Source organism: Streptomyces sp. CA-181903 (genome assembly GCF_050937075.1).
Lineage (GTDB): Bacteria > Actinomycetota > Actinomycetes > Streptomycetales > Streptomycetaceae > Streptomyces.
Map to the genome: position 1 here is coordinate 7,329,508 of NZ_JBNJLY010000001.1, position 18,028 is coordinate 7,347,535.

The 18,028-nt window shown below is 74.8% G+C and carries 7 protein-coding genes and 1 pseudogene; 6 read left to right on the forward strand and 2 right to left on the reverse strand.

Annotated elements, in window-relative coordinates; genetic code table 11:
• Positions 1 to 333 precede the first annotated feature (333 nt).
• The 5 genes from ACQEVS_RS32500 to ACQEVS_RS32520 all read left to right on the forward strand — a co-directional run bounded on the left by ACQEVS_RS32500 (position 334) and on the right by ACQEVS_RS32520 (position 5,305).
• Positions 334 to 1,611 carry a sensor histidine kinase gene (locus tag ACQEVS_RS32500; protein WP_433026972.1) on the forward strand — a complete coding sequence of 426 codons (1,278 nt, stop codon included), beginning with the start codon at positions 334 to 336 and terminating at the stop codon, positions 1,609 to 1,611.
• Positions 1,599 to 2,246: a response regulator gene (locus tag ACQEVS_RS32505; RefSeq protein WP_398273458.1), complete on the forward strand. Its 648-nt coding sequence runs from the start codon at positions 1,599 to 1,601 to the stop codon at positions 2,244 to 2,246. The genes ACQEVS_RS32500 and ACQEVS_RS32505 overlap by 13 nt, the downstream gene beginning before the upstream one ends.
• Before the next feature lie 221 nt (positions 2,247 to 2,467).
• Positions 2,468 to 3,460: an MFS transporter gene (locus ACQEVS_RS32510; protein WP_433026975.1), complete on the forward strand. Its 993-nt coding sequence runs from the start codon at positions 2,468 to 2,470 to the stop codon at positions 3,458 to 3,460.
• Positions 3,373 to 4,095, forward strand: a complete 723-nt coding sequence (locus ACQEVS_RS32515; RefSeq protein ID WP_433026978.1) for a hypothetical protein — start codon at positions 3,373 to 3,375, stop codon at positions 4,093 to 4,095. Before ACQEVS_RS32510 ends, ACQEVS_RS32515 begins: the two co-directional genes overlap by 88 nt.
• A gap of 133 nt (positions 4,096 to 4,228) precedes the next feature.
• Positions 4,229 to 5,305, forward strand: coding sequence for an NAD(P)/FAD-dependent oxidoreductase (locus tag ACQEVS_RS32520; RefSeq protein WP_433026981.1), 1,077 nt, complete (start codon positions 4,229 to 4,231; stop codon positions 5,303 to 5,305).
• Between the two features lie 36 nt (positions 5,306 to 5,341).
• Here ACQEVS_RS32520 and ACQEVS_RS32525 read toward each other — a convergent pair whose 3' ends face one another.
• A complete protein-coding gene (locus ACQEVS_RS32525) occupies positions 5,342 to 5,926 on the reverse strand; it encodes a helix-turn-helix domain-containing protein (protein ID WP_433026984.1) in 585 nt (194 codons plus the stop codon).
• Between the two features lie 116 nt (positions 5,927 to 6,042).
• On the opposite strand from ACQEVS_RS32525, the gene ACQEVS_RS32530 reads away from it, so the two are divergent.
• Positions 6,043 to 6,699: a class I SAM-dependent methyltransferase gene (locus tag ACQEVS_RS32530; protein WP_433026987.1), complete on the forward strand. Its 657-nt coding sequence runs from the start codon at positions 6,043 to 6,045 to the stop codon at positions 6,697 to 6,699.
• Between the two features lie 339 nt (positions 6,700 to 7,038).
• On the opposite strand, the pseudogene ACQEVS_RS32535 reads toward ACQEVS_RS32530, so the two are convergent.
• A pseudogene (locus ACQEVS_RS32535) lies at positions 7,039 to 18,014 on the reverse strand (type I polyketide synthase).
• Positions 18,015 to 18,028 lie beyond the last annotated feature (14 nt).

Genomic DNA, 18,028 nt, shown 5'->3' on the forward strand with positions numbered 1-18,028 from the left:
GGACGGGCCGCCGCGCGGCCGATGGGTCTACGACCACAAAGGGGGTGGAGAAAACTCCACCCCGCCCGAAGGCCCTCCTCCACTGCCCCTGACCCGGCCGGCGGCGATGCTGGGAGGCGCGGGCGGGCGGACCGGCCGATCTTGCCGCCCGCGCGTACTGCATGATGAGGCTCGTGGGGCGGAGCGCCCCCGAGTCAGGGGAGGACGGAGCCAGGTGTGCGAGGCGTGGACCTCAAGGCCGGCGGGCGGGTTACGCGGTGCGGCGAGGGCCGGGACGACCGGGCTGACCGGGACGACCGGAGCGGTCAGGCGGCGGGCGGTGACGGCCCCGTGGTGACCGAAGCCCGACCGGTGCGGAAGGACGGCGGTGCCGGACGGCTGCGCTGGTGCGTACGCGGCCTGGTGGTCGCGGTGCTCTCCCAGATAGGCAGCGTCGCCCTGTTCACCGTCACCGTACTGGCCCTGTTCTCCCTGGTCGTCGGCGTGGGCGTGCTCATCCTGCCGGTCGTCCTGGCCGCGGTCCGCGGACTGGCCGGCTACCACCGGCGGACGGTCGGCGAATGGACCGGCACCCCCGTCGACACCCCCTACCGCCATCCCGTGGAAGCGTCACCCCACGACGTGGCCGCCTCCTTCCGGCAGTGCCGGCTACTGCTGGCCGACCCGGCCACCTGGCGCGACGTGCTGTGGCTGTTCCTCGACGGGCCCGTCGGCCTGGTCCTCGGCCTGCTGCCCGCCTCCCTCGTCGCCTACGGCCTCAACGGCCTCTTCGTCACCCCCTTCCTCTGGGAACACATGGGCCCGCACTGGGGCTTCGGGGTGATCTGGCCCATCGCCGACCAGACCGACGCCTACCTCGCCATGCCTCAGGGCGCCCTGCTCGTGGCCCTCGGCCTGCTGACCGCCCGGCCGCTGGTACGGGCGCACGGCGGGTTCAGCCGGCTGCTGCTCGCCCCCACCCGCGGCGCCCGGCTCGCCCTGCGCGTCGAGCGGCTGACCGAGACCCGCTCCGAGACCGTCGAGTCCCAGGCCGCCGAACTCCGCCGCATCGAACGGGACCTGCACGACGGCGCCCAGGCCCGCCTGGTCTCCCTCGGCATGAAGCTCGGCCTCGCCGACACCATGCTGGACGAGGACCCCGAAATGGTGCGCCGGCTCCTCGCCGACGCCATGGAGTCCAGCAGCCAGGCCCTCACCGAACTGCGCGACCTCGTCCGCGGCATCCACCCGCCCGTCCTCGCCGAACGCGGACTCGACGGGGCCGTACGGGCGTTGGCGGTCGGCCTGCCGCTCCCCGTCGAGCTGGCCATCGACCTGCCCTCCCGCCCGCAGCCGCCCGTCGAGTCGGCCGCCTACTTCGTGATCGCCGAGACGCTCGCCAACGTCACCAAGCACAGCGGCGCCACCCGCGTCGACGTACGCCTCTGGTACGCCGACGGCGCCCTCCGCGCCCGCGTCACCGACGACGGCCGCGGCGGCGCCGACCCCGAGGGCGGCAGCGGCCTGCGCGGGCTGCAACGCCGCCTCGCCGCCTTCGACGGAGTACTGGAAGTCGACAGTCCGCAGGGCGGACCGACCGTGGTGACGATGGAGCTGCCGTGCGCGTTGTGATCGCCGAAGACCTGGCCCTGCTGCGGGAGGGCCTGGTACAACTGCTGACCGCCCACAAATTCGAGGTGATCGAGGCGGTGGACAACGGGCCCGCCATGCTGCGCGCCCTGCTCACCCACCGCCCGGACGTGGCCATCGTCGACGTGCGCCTGCCCCCGACCTTCACCGACGAGGGCCTCCAGGCCGCGGTCGAGGCCCGCAGGCAGGTCCCGGGACTGCCCATCCTGGTGCTGTCCCAGCACGTGGAGCAGATGTACGCCCGCGAGCTGCTGTCCGACCAGAACGGCGGCGTCGGCTACCTCCTCAAGGACCGCGTCTTCGACGTCCGCCGCTTCGTCGACATGCTCCGGCAGGTCGCGGACGGCGGCACGGTCATGGACCCCAAGGTGGTGTCGGAACTCATGGTCAAACACGAGAAGGCGACCAGCCCCGTGCAGTCCCTCACCGAACGGGAACGCGAGGTGCTCGCCCTGATGGCCGAGGGCCGCTCCAACGCGGCCGTCGCCGCCAAGCTGTTCGTCTCGGAGAAGGCCGTCAGCAAACACACCAACAGCATCTTCACCAAGCTGGGACTCGCGGCCTCCGGAGACGACAACCGGCGCGTCCTGGCAGTACTCGCCTACCTCAACGCGTAGGCGCCGACCAGCGGAGCGGGAGCGACGACGTCATGCGCGACACCGGAGCGGTACCGATACGAACGTCGAGGCAGAGCGGAGGGTCCGGGGCGCCGGGGAAGCCTGGGCCATCGGGGAAAACCGGGTCATCGGGGCGGGCCGGATCGTCGGGGAAGGCCGGACGGAAGGAATGGACCGGGCTGGCCGTCCTCATCCTCCCCGTCCTCCTGGTCTCCCTCGACATGCAGGTGCTCTCCTACGCCCTGCCCTTCATCAGCGCCGAACTGGCGCCCAGCGGCTCCCAGCTCCTCTGGATCGTCGACATCTACCCCTTCGTCCTCGCCGGACTGCTGCTCACCATGGGGTCACTCGGCGACCGGATCGGCCGCCGGCGGCTGCTGATGCTCGGCGCCGTCGTCTTCGGGCTGGCCTCGGTGACCGCCTCCCTCGCCACCGACCCCGTCCTGCTCATCGCCACCCGCGCCCTCCTCGGCCTCGGCGGCGCCACCCTGATGCCGTCCACCCTCTCCCTCATCCGCACCATGTTCACCGACGACGGGCAGCGCCGCGCCGCCATCGCCGTATGGACCGGCGCCTTCGCCGCCGGCGCCGTCCTCGGACCGCTGCTCGGCGGCATCCTGCTGGAACACTTCTGGTGGGGCTCCGTCTTCCTCGTCAACCTGCCCGTCATGGCGCTGCTGCTGCTCCTCGCCCCGGCGCTGCTCCCGGAGTCCCGGGCGACCGGGCCCGGCCGGTTCGACCTGCTCAGCGCCGCGCTGTCGCTGGCCGCCGTACTGCCCGCCGTCTACGGCATCCAGAAGACCGCCGAGGACGGCCCGCACGTCATACCGTCCGCCGCCTTCGCCGTCGGACTGGCCGTCGGCTGGTACTTCCTGCGCCGCCAGCGGCGTCTGGACGAACCCATGCTGGACGTCCGGCTGTTCCGCGACCGGGCGTTCAGCGCCTCCGTCGCCACCAGCGTGCTCGCCATCTTCTCCCTCGTCGGCTCGGGGCTGTTCACCACCCAGTACCTCCAAATGGTGCTCGGCTACGGCCCGTTGCGGGCGGGTCTGTGGGCGCTGCCTGCGGCCGGCGCCGCCATGGCCAGCTCGGCGCTGGGCCCCTCCTGGCGCGCGCCGTCCGGCCCGTGGCCGTGGTCGCCGGCGGGCTGGTCGTCGCGGCCTGCGGGTACGGGGTGCTCACCCGCCTCGACGCGGACTCCGGCGTCGCGGTGATCGTCACCGGCACCGTCGTCATGGCGGCCGGCATCACCCTCGTCATGACCACCACCTCCGACCTGGTCATCGCCACCGCCCCCGCCGACCGGGCCGGCTCGGTCTCCGGACTCTCCCAGACTGCCACCGAGTTCGGCGGCGCCTTCGGCATCGCCGTCCTCGGCAGCATCGGCACCGCCGTCTACCGGCACGACATGGCCCGCGACCTCCCCGACGGCCTCCCGCCCGGCGCGGCCACCGCGGCCCGGGACACCCTCGGCGGCGCCGTCGACACGGCCCGCCACCTCCCGACGGAAACCGGCGCCGACCTCCTCGCCACGGCCCGCGATGCCTTCGCCCACGGCCTGCGGGTCGCCTCGTGGACGACGGCGGGGCTGCTGCTGACGATGGCGGTGGTCTCGCTGCTCCTGCTGCGACACACGGTGCGCGGCGGGGACGCGGACGGGGGCGGGGCCCCGGGGAGGGGACCGGAGACGGGACGGCCGAACGGGCGGCCGGGCAGCAAGCGTAGACGGGGGCCGGGGAAGCGGGCGGTCCGACGGCCGTGCGGGAGGCGGGCGGTGAGGCCGCAACCGGGCCGGGCGCGGCTGTCCGAAACGGGCGGGCCGCCCCGCGTCGGCGTGGGGCGGCCCTGAGCGTCGCGGTGGCCTACCGGCCGATGTCGCCGCGGTGACCCGTCGCCGCCGGTCCTGCGAGGGTGCCGCCGGGTTTCTTGCCGGAACGGCATGATTTCTTGTCCGTCGTGAGGCGCCGGGCGAAGGTGCCGGTATGACGGAGAACGCAGAGAACCTCGACTACGTGGATGTGGTGGTCGTCGGCGGCGGAGCCGCCGGCCTGTCCGGTGCGGTGACGCTCGCCCGGGCCCGACGGTCCGTGGTGGTCGTCGATTCCGGCGAACCCCGCAACGGCCCCGCCTCCGGTGTGCACGGTCTGCTGTCCCGGGACGGCATCGCCCCCGGCGAACTGCTCAGGGCGGGCCGGGAGGAGGCCGCCGCGTACGGCGGCCGGGTGATCGCCGACCGGGTGGTGTCCGCCGGACGGGACGGCGACGGATTCGCGGTGGCGACGGCGGGCGGGCGCCGCTTCCGGGCCCGCCGGCTGCTGGTCGCCACCGGGCTCGTCGACCGGCTCCCCGACCTCGACGGGCTGCGCGAGCGGTGGGGACGGGACGTGCTCCACTGCCCGTACTGCCACGGATGGGAGGTGCGGGACCGGCCGATCGGGGTCCTGGCCACCGGCCCGGCCGCCGTCCACCAGGCGCTGCTCTTCCGGCAGTTGTCCGACCGGGTCACCCTGTTCCGGCACACGGGCGGCGACCTGGACGAGGAGGAGTGGGAGCGGCTGGCGGCCCGTGGGATCTCCGTGGTGGACGGGGAGGTCGCCGGCCTGGAGATCGAGGACGACCGCCTGGTGGGCGTACGCCTGGCGTCGGGACCACGGGTGCCGGTCGCCGCGCTGGCCGTGGCTCCTCGGCTGGAGGCCCGCGATGAGGCGCTCACGGGGCTCGGGCTGACCGTGGTGGAGCACCCGTCCGCCATCGGGGACCAGGTCGGCGCGGACGCCTCGGGGCGCACGGCTGTGCCGGGGGTGTGGGTCGCGGGCAATGTGGCGGACGTGACGGACGGGGTGGTGGGCGCAGCCGCGGCAGGGGTACGGGCCGCGGCCGCCATCAACGCCGACCTGGTGGCCGCCGACACCGACGCCGCCCTCGCCCGCCGCCGGGCCGGGCACTCCGCGACGGCCTTCACGCCGGAGGCGGAAGCGGCCCTCTGCGGACGGGTGATGGGCGATCGCCGTCACGGTCTCGATGGCGTGCCGGCCTTGGGCGCGCCTCGGCAGGGGTGATGCCTGGCCGGTCGAGCGATGTCCCTCGGCGCGTCGTCAGGTCGTGCGGGCCCGGAGGTGCGCGCGCTCGCCCTGGCTGCCGAACAGGATCAGGAGTTCGACCGGCCGGTCGTCGGCCGACCCCAGCCAGTGCGGCACGTGGGTGTCGAACTCGGCCGCCTCGCCGGGGGCGAGGACGAGGTCCCGGTCGCCGAGGATCAGACGCAGCCGGCCCTCCAGCACGTAGAGCCACTCGTAGCCCTCGTGCGTCCGCGTCTCCGGCTCGGTCCCGTGCGGCCGCGGCGGGATGACCAGCTTGTGGGCCTGCATGCCGCCGGCCCGGCGGGTCAGCGGAACGTACGTCAGGCCCGGGCGGTGGACCGGACGCAGATGGATGCGGGGATCACCGGTCTGCGGGGCACCCACCAGTTCGTCCAGCGGCACGCCGTACGCGCGGGCCAGCGGAAGGACCAGTTCGAGCGTCGGTCTGCGCTCACCGCCCTCCAGGCGCGACAGCGTGCTCTCCGAGATCCCCGTCGTGCGCGACAGCGCCGCCAGCGTCACCCCGCGCCGCCGCCGCAGCTCCCGCAGCCGGGGGCCGACGGCGGCGAGGGTCTCCTTCAGTTCGTCCCGTTCCTCCATGCGCGCAACCTTGCCGAAACGGCATGACTTCTTGCAACCGATCGCCCGGCTGTCTGCCGGGCTTCGACACCGCAACTTCGACACGACCCTTCGACACGACAACAGGGAGCAACCCCATGACGAACAGGATTGCCGACACCGACCCGGCCCCCGAAGAGGCCGCACGCTTCTGGGAGCGCGTCTACGCCGACCGGGAAGAGCCCGTCTGGTCGGGCCGGCCCAACCCGCTGCTCGCCGAGACCGCGCGGGCCATGACCCCCGGAACCGCGCTCGACCTGGGCAGCGGCGAGGGCGGGGACGCGGTGTGGCTGGCTTCCCAGGGCTGGAACGTCACCGCCGTCGACATCGCGCCGACCGCCCTGGCCCGTACCACCGCCCGGGCCGTCGCCGCCGGCACCGCCGTCGCACAGCGGCTGACCACCGAACGGCACGACCTCGCCCGCACCTTCCCCGCCGGCGCCTATGACCTGATCAACGCGCAGTATCTGGAGACCCCCTTCGCCCTGCCGCGGGCCCGGGTCTTCCAGCGGGCCGCGCGAGCGCTGGCCGCCGGCGGGCTCCTCCTCATCGTCGACCACGGTTCCTTCCGGCCCTGGGCCTGGAACCCCGACCCCGACATCCGCTTCCCCGCGCCGGAGGAGATCTACGGCGCACTCGGCCTGGACCCGGACGTGTGGCGGCCCGAACGCCTCGACCGCCCCGGCGCGAGGCCACCGGCCCGGACGGCAGGACCGCCACCGTCACGGACACGGTCGTCGTGGTACGCCGCCTGACGGTCTGACCGTTCTTCACCGAGCGGCCGCCGCCCGCTTCGAGAAGAGATCTCGTTCGCGGTTCGGCAGCCGAGGGGGCGATCGGCCAGGGACGCCGCCCGGCCGGAGCGCAGCCGTGGTCCCGAGCGCAGCCGTGGTCCCGTGCGGCCGTGCCTCGCGGCGTACCCGGCGGGACAGGCGGCGGCAAGGCCAGCGCTCCCGCGGCCGGCGACGCCACGCCGGTGCCGCGCGGAAGACGACCGCCGGGAGAGCGCCGAAAAGGCGCGGGCCGGCCGCCGCTGGAGTGCGGTGGCCGGCCCGCGCCGTGCCCGGGGCCGCCCTGGGCGGCCCCGGCGGGCGTCAGCTCGCGTCCAACTCGCCGTCCAGGATGTCGAACAGCTCGTCGGCCGTGGCCGATTCCAGTGCCGCCCGGTCGTCCTCCGGCGTCTGCTCGCCGGCCGGGTGGAGCGCCGCGCCCCAGCGGGCCGCCAGCGAGCGCAGCCGTGCCGCGATCCGGGCGTGCTCGTCCGGGTCCGGCGCGGCGCCGGTCATCGCGGCTTCCAGTGCGGCGAGTTCCGCCTCCAGGGACGGACCCGCCGGGGCCGCCGCGACGACCAGCTCGGCGCGCAGGTGGCGGGCGGCGGCCAGCGGCGTCGGGTGGTCGTAGATCAGCGTGGACGGCAGCCGGACCCCGGTGGCGCCGCCGAGCCGGTTGCGCAGTTCGAGGGCCGTCAGGGAGTCGAAGCCCGACTCGACGAAGCCGCGCAGCGGATCGACGTCCTGGGCCCGGGCGTAGCCGAGCACCTCGGCGGTGTGGCTACGGACGAGGTTCAGCAGGGTGCGTTCCTGCTCCTCCTCCGACAGGGCCGCCAGCCGTTCGGCGAGGGCCGCGCCCGGAGCCTCCGTCCCGGCGCCGGCGGCCGCCGCGGCCCGACGGGCCGGGGCGCGGACCAGCGAACGCAGCATCGCCGGCACCTCGTCGGCACCGCTCCCGGACCGGACGCGGGCGGTGTCCAGCGCCATCGGCAGCAGGGCCGGCGGCCCGGCCGTCAGCGCGGCGTCGAACAGGGCCAGGCCCTCGTCGGGCGACAGCGCCCGCACGCCCGAACGGGCCATGCGCCGCAGGTCGGCCTCGGAGAGCCGGTCACCCATGCCGGACCCCGCTTCCCACAGCCCCCAGGCCAGCGACAGCCCGGGAAGCCCCTGGGCCCTGCGGTGCCGGGCGAGCGCGTCCAGGAAGGCGTTCGCCGCCGCGTAGTTGCCCTGCCCCGCCGCGCCCAGCGTGCCCGCGGCGGACGAGAACAGGACGAACGCCGACAGCCCGGCGTCCGCCGTCAGCCGGTGCAGGGTGAGCGCCGCGTCCACCTTCGGGCGGAGCACGCTCTCGAACCGGTCGGGCGTCAGGGACGCCAGCGTCGCGTCGTCCAGTACACCGGCGGCGTGGACGACGCCGGACAGCGGACGGTCCGCCGGAATCCGCGCGAGGGCGGCCGCCAGTTCGTCCGGGTCCGCCACGTCACAGGCGACGACGTCGGCGGTCGCGCCCGACTCGGCGAGTTCGGCGAGCAGTTCGCCGACACCCTCGGCCGCCGAGCCCCGGCGGCTGAGCAGCAGCAGGTGGCGCACCCCGTGGGACGCCGCCAGGTGCCGGGCGAGCACACTGCCCAGCCCGCCCGTGCCACCGGTCACGAGCACCGTGCCGGTGCGGCCGCCGAACGGACCGTCCGGCGCGTCGCCTTCCGCATCGTTCGGGGACACCCGGACGAGCCGGGGGACGAGGACCGCCCCGCCGCGCAAGGCCGCCTCGGGCTCACCGCCCGCCAGGACGGACGGCAGCGCGTCCTCCGACTCCGGCGTGCCGTCCACGTCCACCAGCGCCACCCGGCCCGGATGCTCCTCGCGCACCGCGCGCGCCAGGCCCCAGACGGCCGAACCCGCCAGGTCCGGCACGTCCCCGGCCGCCCCGCCGGGCCGGGCGGCCGCGACGGCACCCCGGGTGACCAGCGTGATCCGGGATCCCGCGAACCGCTCGTCCGCCAGCCAGCGCCGCAGCACCGCCACGACCCGCCCGGTGCCGGTCCGCACGGCGGCGGACAGCTCCTCCGGGGCGTCGACGGACGGGGCGGGGTCCGCGTCGCAGCGGACGACCACATGGGCCGGGAGCACCGCCGGCAGCAGCGCCTCGGCGCGGTCCGCCCACGCGTCCGCACCGGGCGCGCCGCCGCCGGGACGGACCGTCAGCACGTCCGCCGGGCCGCTTCCCGACTCGATCCGGTCGGCGGGCGTCCACTCGACGGCGAACAGCGGCCGCTGCCCGGCCGCCGCCCGCAACCGCTCACCGGTGAGCGCCCGGAGGACGAGGGACCGGACGGTGACCACCGGCGCCCCCTGCCCGTCGGCCGCGACGACGGACAGCGTGTGCGCCGCCGTCCGCGTGATCCGCACGCGCAGGCGCGTCGCACCCGTCGCGTGCAGCGTCACCCCCTGCCAGGCGAACGGCAGGAGCGTGCCGGAGCCGTGCCGGGACGGTTCTTCGTCGCGGCCCGCGTCGATGGCGTGCAGGGCGGCGTCGAGGAGGGCGGGGTGGATGCCGAACGCGCCGACGTCGCCGTGTGCTTCCTCGGGCAGCGCGACCTCGGCGTAGACGTCGTCCCCGTGCCGCCACGCGGCTTCCAGCCCCTGGAAGACGGGACCGTAGTGGTAGCCCTGGGACGCGAGTTCCGCGTAGGCGCCGTCCACCGGGACCGGCTGGGCCCCGGCGGGCGGCCACGTCCCAGTCGGCTCAGCAAGGGAACCGTTCGCGGGAAGGTGCCCGACGAGCGTGCCCTGAGCGTGCTGGGTCCACGGCTCGTCCGCGAGGGCCTCGGCGGCGTGAGGGCGCGAGTGGACGGTGACGGGCCGGGCCCCGGAACCGTCGGGCGCGCCCACCGCCACCTGGAGGTCCAGGGACTGCTCCGGGAGCAGCACCAGCGGCTCCTGGAGGGTCAGTTCCTCGACGTGCGGTGCGCCGGCGTGCTCGCCGGCACGCAGGGCCAGTTCGGTGAGCGCGGTACCGGGTACCAGCACGGTGTCGCCGATGGCGTGATCCGCCAGCCACGGGTGCGTCCGCAGCGAGACGCGCCCGGTGAGGATGGTCTCGTCGGAGCCCGCACGTTGGAGGACGGCCCCGAGCAGCGGGTGACCCGCCGCGGCCTGGCCCACGGTGGCCACGTCGCCCGCCTCGGGCGCGGGGTCGATCCAGTAGCGGCGGCGTTGGAAGGGGTAGGTGGGGAGGTCGACGAGTCCGGCTCGGCCGGTGGGGTGGAGCTGTGTCCAGTCGACGGGGTGGCCCTGGGCCCAGAGGCGGGCGAGGGCGGTGAGGGCTTCGGGCTCCTCCGGGCGGTTGCGGCGCAGGAGCGGGACGCAGGTGGCCGTGGTGTCGTCGGGGAGCGCGGTGGTGGTCATGGCGGTCAGGACGGCGTCGGGTCCGATTTCGAGGAAGGTGGTGATGCCGTCGGTGGTGAGGGTGGTGAGGGCGTCGGCGAAGCGGACCGGGCGGCGCACGTGCTCCACCCAGTAGTCGACGCTGGTCAACTCCTCAGCAGTGGCGGTCTGTCCGGTGACGGTGGAGACGAGCGGGATGCGGGGTTCGGTGAAGGACAGGCCCGCGATGACCGTGCGGAAGTCTTCCAGCATGGGGTCCATGTGGGGGGAGTGGAAGGCGTGGGAGACCTTCAGCAGTGAGGTCTTGCGGCCTTCTTCCTTCAGCTTCGCCGCGATCGTGGTGACGGTTTCACGGGCGCCGGAGACGACGACGGCGCGCGGGCCGTTGATGGCGGCTATGGCTGCGTCCTGCGCCTTGCCGAGCAGGGCGAGGGCTTCGTCTTCGGTGGCTTGGAGGGCGGCCATGACGCCGCCGTCGGGCAGGGCCTGCATCAGCCGGCCCCGCGCCGCCACCAGCGTGCACGCATCCGCCAGGGACAGCACCCCGGCTATGTGGGCCGCCGCGATCTCCCCGATCGAGTGCCCGGCCAGGGCTTCCGGGCGTACACCCCAGGATTCCGTCAGTCGGAACAACGCCGTCTCGACGGCGAAGAGGGCGGGCTGCGCGTACTCCGTACGGTTCAGCACCTCGTCGTCCTCGCCGAAGAGGACGTTCTTGAGCGGCTGTTGGAGGTGTGCGTCGAGGTGCGCGCACACCTCGTCCAATGCCCGCGCGAACACCGGGAAGCTTTCGTACAGCTCCCGGCCCATCCCGATCCGCTGCGCACCCTGCCCCGTGAAGAGGAAGGCGGTTTTGCCGGTGGTGCGGGCCGTGCCCTGGGTGAGGCCGGGGACAGGGGTGCCGTCGGCGAGGGCGGTCAGGGCCGTGGCGAGGTCGGTGCGGGTGCGGCCGGTGACGACGGCGCGGTGGTCGAAGTGGGCGCGGGTGGTGGCCAGGGCGAAGCCGGTCGGGGCGAGGCCGTCGTCGTCCGGGAGTACGTCCAGGAGGCGGCGGGCCTGCGCGCGCAGGGCCTGCGGGCTGGTGGCGGAGAGCGGCCAGAGCACCGGGCCCGTGGGAGCCTCCGGAGCCGGAGCCGGAGCCGGGGCCAGGGCAGGGGCCTCCTGGGGCGCTTCCTCCAGGATGACGTGCGCGTTCGTCCCGCTGATCCCGAAGGACGAGACCCCCGCCCGTCGGGGAGCGGTCTCATCGGCCCACGGGGTCGCCTCGGTGAGCAGCCGTACGTGTCCGGCGGTCCAGTCGACGTGCGGTGTCGGTTCGTCGACGTGCAGGGTCTTGGGCAGGACGCCGTTGCGCATGGCCAGGACCATCTTGATGACGCCGGCGACGCCCGCCGCGGCCTGGGTGTGTCCGAGGTTGGACTTCACCGAGCCCAGCCACAACGGCCGCTCGGCCGCACGGTCCTTGCCGTACGTCGCCAGCAGTGCCTGCGCCTCGATCGGGTCGCCCAGCTTCGTCCCCGTGCCGTGGGCTTCGACGGCCTGGACGTCAGTGGGGGCGAGGCCGGCGTTGTCGAGGGCCTGGCGGATGACGCGTTGCTGGGAGGGGCCGTTGGGGGCGGTGAGGCCGTTGCTGGCGCCGTCCTGGTTGACCGCCGAGCCACGGACGACCGCCAGAACGCGGTGGCCGTTCCGCTGTGCGTCCGACAGGCGTTCCACCAGCAGCATGCCCACGCCCTCGGAAAGGCTGGTGCCGTTGGCCGCTCCGGCGAACGCCTTCGTCCGGCCGTCCGGGGCGAGGTTGCGCTGCCTGCTGAAGTCGATGAACGTCTCGGGGGTGAACATCACCGACACACCGCCCGCGAGAGCGAGTGCGCATTCGCCGTTGCGGAGGGCCTGGATGGCGAGGTGGAGTGCGACGAGGGAGGAGGAGCAGGCGGTGTCGATGCTGACGGCGGGGCCTTCGAGGCCGAGGGTGTAGGAGATGCGGCCGCTGGCGATGCTGCCGAGGCTGCCGTTGCCGAGGTAGGTGTCGACGCCTTCGGGGAGGGGGGTGTGGGTGAGGCGTGAGGCGTAGTCGTGGTACATGATGCCGGTGAAGACGCCGGTTTTGCTGCCGCGCAGGGTGTGGGGGTTGATGCCGGCGCGTTCGAGGGCTTCCCAGGAGGCTTCGAGGAGCAGGCGCTGTTGCGGGTCGGTGCCGAGGGCTTCGCGGGGGGAGATGCCGAAGAACTCGGCGTCGAACTCCGCCGCGTCGTAAAGGAAACCGCCCGTGTCGGCGTGGCTGGTGTTCGGCCGCATGCCGCTCGTGTCGCAGAGGGTCTCCAGGTCCCAGCCCCGGTCCTCGGGGAACGAGGTGATGCCGTCCCGGCCCTCCGCCAGCAGCCGCCACAGTTCCTCGGGCGTGGTGACGCCGCCGGGGAAGCGGCAGCTCATGCCGACGATGGCGATCGGCTCGTCCGCTGCTCGCGGGCCGGAGGCCGGCTGCGCGTCCCGCGGTTCCGCCTCCCCACCGGTCAGTTCGGCCCCCAGGTACGCCGCCAGGGCGGCCGGGGTGGGGTGGTCGAAGACCAGCGTGACCGGCAGGCGGACGCCGGCCGCCGCGCCGAGGCGGTTGCGCAGGGCCACGGACGTGAGGGAGTCGAAGCCCAGGTCCTTGAAGGCGCGGTCCGGCTCGACCGCGTCACCGCTCTCGTGCCCCAGGATGCCCGCGACCTGAGTACGCACCAGGTCCAGGAGGAGGCGCTCGCGCTCGGGCGCCGCCATCCGCTGCACCTGGTGGGCCAGCGTGCCGCCGTCACCGGTGGCGGCGGACGCGGTGGCGCGCCGGACCGCCGGCCGCACCAGGCGGCTGAGCAGCGGCGGCGGGCCGCCGGGGCGGTCGCGCAGCGCGGCCGGGTCCAGCCGGACCGGCAGCAGGACGGGCGTCCCGTCGGCCACGGCCGTGTCGAACAGGGCCAGCCCTTCCGCCGCCGACAGCCCCCGCACGCCCGAACGCGCCATCTGGTCGACGTCCGCCGAGGACAGGTGGGAGGTCATCCCGGTGTCCTGGGTCCACAGTCCCCAGGCGAGGGATTGTGCGGGGAGGTGGTGGGTGTGGCGGTGGTGGGCGAGGGCGTCGAGGAAGGCGTTGGCTGCGGCGTAGTTGGCTTGTCCGGCGCCGTCGAGGGTGGCGGCTGCGCTGGAGTAGAGGATGAAGTGGGTGAGGGGGAGGTTGAGGTGTTGGGTGGTGTGGTGGAGGTGCCAGGCGGCGTCGGCTTTGGGGGTGAGGGTGGTGTGGAGGTGGTGGGGGGTTTGGTTGGTGAGGGTGGCGTCGTTGAGGGTGCCTGCGGTGTGGATGATGGCTTTGAGGTGGGGGATGCCGGTGAGGAGTTCGGTGACTTGGGTGGGGTCGCTGACGTCGCAGGCGGTGAGGGTGATGTTTCCGCCGAGTTCGGTGAGGCGGTTCAGCAGTTCGGTGGCGTGAGGGTGCTCGGGTCCCTGGCGGCTGGCGAGGGTGATGTGGGTGACGTGGTGTCGGGTGATGAGGTGTTCGGCGAGGAGGGTGGCGAGCCCGCCGGTACCGCCGGTGATCAGGACGGCGTCCTGGGAGTCCCAGTCCTCGAAACCGGTCAACACCGGCTCGTGCGACGCCGATCGGGGTGTGGCCCGAACGAGGCGGGGGACGAGCATCTCGCCGCCGCGCAGCGCCAGTTCCGGCTCACCGCTCGTCAGAGCCGCCGCCGCGAGCCGCCGCGCCGACTCCGGTGTGCCGTCCGTGTCGACCAGGACGAAGCAGTCGGGCGTCTCGGCCTGCGCCGCGCGCACCAGGCCCCACACCGCCGCGCCGATCGGGTCGACCGGTGTCCCCTCCGGTCCGGCGGCGCCCTGAGTGACCACGGCCAGCCGGGAGGAGGCCGACCGGCCCTCCGCCGACCAGCGCTGCAGTGCCGCCAGCACCGTGCCCAGGACCTCGCGCAGCCGCCGTGGCACGGCTTCGACGTCGTCGGCATCCGTGTCGGCGTCCGTGAAGAAGCCGCTGGGAGGGCACGCGAGGAGCAGCAGGTCCGGCTCCGGCCCGTCCGCCGCTCCGCCGGACGGCAGCAGGCCCGCGTACGCGCCGGTGCCGGCGCTCCCGTCCAGCAGCGCCCACGGCGCCGGCCGTTCCGCCGCCTCCGCCCCGGCCGCGGCCTGCCACTCGACGGCCTGCCACTCGACGCGGAACAGCGCGTCCCGGTGCGGTGTCGCGGCGGCCGACAGGGCGCCCGCCGCGACAGGGCGCAGCAGCAGCGCGTCCACCGACGCGACCGGTGCCCCCGCCGCGTCGGCCAGCCGCAGCGCCACCGCGTCGTCGCCGGCGGGCGAGACCCGCACCCGCAGCGCCTGCGCGCCGACGGCCCGCAGGCTCACGCCCGTCCAGCTGAACGGCAGGCGGACGCCGCCGCCCGCGTCGGACGCGGCGGTGTCGAACGGGCCGAGCCCGGCGGCGTGCAGCGCCGCGTCCAGCAGCGCGGGGTGCAGGCCGAACCGCGCCGCGTCGGCGCGGGCCTCCTCGGGCAGGGCGACCTCGGCGAACACCTCGTCACCGCGCTGCCACGCGGCCCGCAGCCCCTGGAAGGACGGGCCGTAGCCGTATCCCTGGCCGACGAGCCGCTCGTACAGGTCCGACACGTCCAGCGCGGTGGCGCCCGCCGGCGGCCACACGTCCGGCTCGTCCGCCGCCCAAGCGGCCTCCGGCTCCGGGGCGGGCTCGGCGACGAGGAAGCCCTCCGCGTGGGCGGTCCACTCCGGGTCGGCGCCGTCCGCCGCGGCTCCGGTCAGCGGACGCGCGTGCACGCTCACCGGCCGCCGGCCGTCCCCGCCGGGCACGCCGACGCGGACCTGGAGCTGGACGCCGCCCTTCTCGGGCAGCAACAGCGGCTCGGTCAGGGTGAGTTCGTCGATCCGGCCGCAGCCCACCTGGTCGCCCGCGCGCACGGCGAGCTCCACCAGCGCCGTACCCGGCAGCAGCACCGCGCCGCCGGCCGCGTGGTCCGCCAGCCACGGGTGGGTGTCCAGGCCGATCCGGCCGGTCAGCAGCGCCCCGTCCGCACCGGCCAGGCCCACCACGGCACCCAGCAGCGGATGGTCGGCGGAGTCGAGCCCGGCCGACACGACGTCCGCGCCGGACGCGTCCGGCCGCGGCCAGTAGTGACGGCGCTGGAACGGATAGGTGGGCAGCTCCACCCACGACGGCGCGTACGGCGCGAGCGGCACCGACCAGTCCACCGCGACGCCCTGCGCCCAGACCTCGCCCAGGGACAGCAGGAAGCGCCGCGTCCCGCCGTCCTGACGGCGCAGCGAACCCACCGCCGCCACCGTCCGCCCCGCCGCGTCCGCGGTCTCCTGGACGCCCATCGACAGCACGGGGTGCGGGCTGGACTCGACGAAGACGCCGTGGCCGTCGGCCAGCAGGGCCCGGGTGGTCTCCTCGAAGCGCACGGTCTGCCGCAGGTTGCGGTACCAGTACGCCGCGTCGAGACCGCTGGTGTCGATCCGCGACGCGGTCACGGTCGAGTAGAACGGGATCCGCGACGCCTGCGGCCTGATGTCCGCCAGCGCCTCCAGCAACTCGGCCTCGATGGACTCCACATGGGCGGAGTGCGAGGCGTAGTCGACCGGGATCCGGCGCGCCCAGACGTCCTCGGCCCGCAGCTCGGTAAGGAGTTCGTCCAGCGCGTCGGAGTCGCCGGACACCGCCACCGACCCCGGACCGTTGACCGCGGCGACGGACAGCCGGCCGTCCCAGCGCAGCAGCCGCTCCGCGACCCGGTCGGCGGGGGACGACACCGACATCATGCCGCCGGGGCCCGCCAGCCGGCGGGCGATGGCCTGGCTGCGCAGAGTCACCACGCGGGCCGCGTCCTCCAGGGACAGCGCGCCCGCCACACAGGCCGCCGCGATCTCACCCTGGGAGTGGCCCACCACCGCGGCGGGCTTCACCCCGTGCGCCCGCCACAGTTCGGCGAGGGAGACGAGGACGGCGAACAGCGCCGGCTGGACGACGTCCACCCGCTCCAGGTCCGGCGCCCCGGGCTCGCCGCGCAGGACGGCGAGCAGGTCCCAGTCGACGAACCGGCCGACGGCCTCCGCGCACTGCCGGATCCGCTCGGCGAACGCGGGGGAGGAGTCGAGGAGTTCACGGGCCATGCCGGCCCACTGGGAGCCCTGCCCGGGGAAGACGAAGGCGACCTTGGACCGGCCACCGGCGGCCGTGCCGCGTACCAGGTCGTCCGGGGCCTCCCCGGCGGCCGCCGCCCGCAGTCCGGCCAGCAGATCCTCTGTGCCGTCGGCGACCAGCACGGCCCGGTGCTCCAGCGCGGCGCGGGTCGTCAGCAGCGAGTGCGCGACGTCCGCGGGGCGCAGGCCGGGGTCGGCCGCGAGGCGGTCGGCCAGCCGGGCGGCCTGGGCACGCAGCGCGGCGTCGCCGCGGGCGGAGAGGAGGAAGGGGACCGGCGCGGCCGCTTGCTCGTCGTCGGCTTCTCCGGCCGGCGCGGGATCCGCCGCGGGGGCCTCCTCCAGGATCACATGGGCGTTGGTGCCGCTGAGGCCGAACGACGACACGCCCGCGCGGCGGGGACCGTCACCCTGCCACGGCACCGGCTCGGTGAGCAGCGCCACCGTCCCGTCCTCCCAGTCCACCTTGGACGACGGGGAGTCCACGTGCAGCGTCCTGGGCAGCACACCGTGCCGCATCGCCATCACGGCCTTGATCACCCCGGCCACCCCCGCGGCGGCCTGGGTGTGCCCGATGTTCGACTTCACCGAACCCAGCCACAGCGGCCGTCCGTCCGGCCGCTCCTTCCCGTACGTCGCCATCAGCGCCTGGGCCTCGATGGGGTCACCGAGGACGGTGCCCGTGCCGTGGGCCTCCACGACGTCCACGTCCGCCGGGCCCAACTGCGCGTCGGCCAGCGCCTGACGGATGACGCGCTGCTGGGAGGGTCCGTTGGGAGCGGTGAGACCGTTGCTGGCACCGTCCTGGTTCAGCGCGGAACCCCGCACCACCGCCAGGATCCGGCGGCCGTTGCGGCGCGCGTCCGACAGCCGCTCCAGGACGAGCATCCCGGCGCCCTCGCCCCAGCCCGTCCCCGCGGCGGCGTCGGCGAACGCGCGGCAGCGGCCGTCCAGGGCCAGCCCGCGCTGCCGGCTGAACTCGACGAACGTGCGCGGCGTGGACATCACCGTGACACCGCCGGCCAGCGCCAGCGAGCACTCGCCCTTGCGGAGCGCCTGCACCGCAAGGTGGAGTGCGACGAGGGAGGAGGAGCAGGCGGTGTCGATGGAGACGGCGGGGCCTTCGAGGCCGAGGGTGTAGGAAATCCGGCCGGACACGATGCTGCCGTCCGTGCCGGTGACCATGAAGCCCTCGGCGCCGTCGGGGACCGTGCCCACCCGCACCGGGTAGTCGGTGGCCATCACCCCGCGTACACACCGGTCCGGCTGCCCGCCAGGCTCTGCGGATCGATACCGGACCGCTCGAACGCCTCCCAGGCGACCTCCAGCAGCAGGCGCTGCTGCGGATCGGTCGCGGTCGCCTCGTGGGGGCTCATCCCGAAGAACGCCGCGTCGAACTCCGGCGCCCGGTGCAGGAACCCGCCCTGGCCGGTGTAACTGGTGTGCGGACGCCGCCCCTCCGGGTCGTACACCGCGTCCAGGTCCCAGTTGCGGTCGCCGGGGAACGCGGTGATCGCGTCGGTGCCCGCGTCGACGAGCGACCACAGGTCCTCCGGGGACTCCACGTCCCCGGGGAAACGGCAGCTCATGCCCACGATCGCCACGGGCTCCGCGGCGGCGGCGGTCGCCGCCGCGGCCTCGTCGTAGCGCCGGCGCAGCCGCTCGTTCTCCAGCAGCGACGCCCGCAGGGCCTCGGCGATCTTCTGGACAGGTGTATCCACGGTCGTCACTCGCA

Excerpts from the sequence above, each read along its gene's own strand:
- ACQEVS_RS32510 (WP_433026975.1), top strand. The coding sequence starts at position 2,468 with ATGCAGGTGCTCTCCTACGCCCTGCCCTTCATCAGCGCCGAACTGGCG.
- ACQEVS_RS32525 (WP_433026984.1), bottom strand. The coding sequence starts at position 5,926 with ATGGAGGAACGGGACGAACTGAAGGAGACCCTCGCCGCCGTCGGCCCC.
- ACQEVS_RS32530 (WP_433026987.1), top strand. The coding sequence starts at position 6,043 with ATGACGAACAGGATTGCCGACACCGACCCGGCCCCCGAAGAGGCCGCA.
- ACQEVS_RS32520 (WP_433026981.1), top strand. The coding sequence starts at position 4,229 with ATGACGGAGAACGCAGAGAACCTCGACTACGTGGATGTGGTGGTCGTC.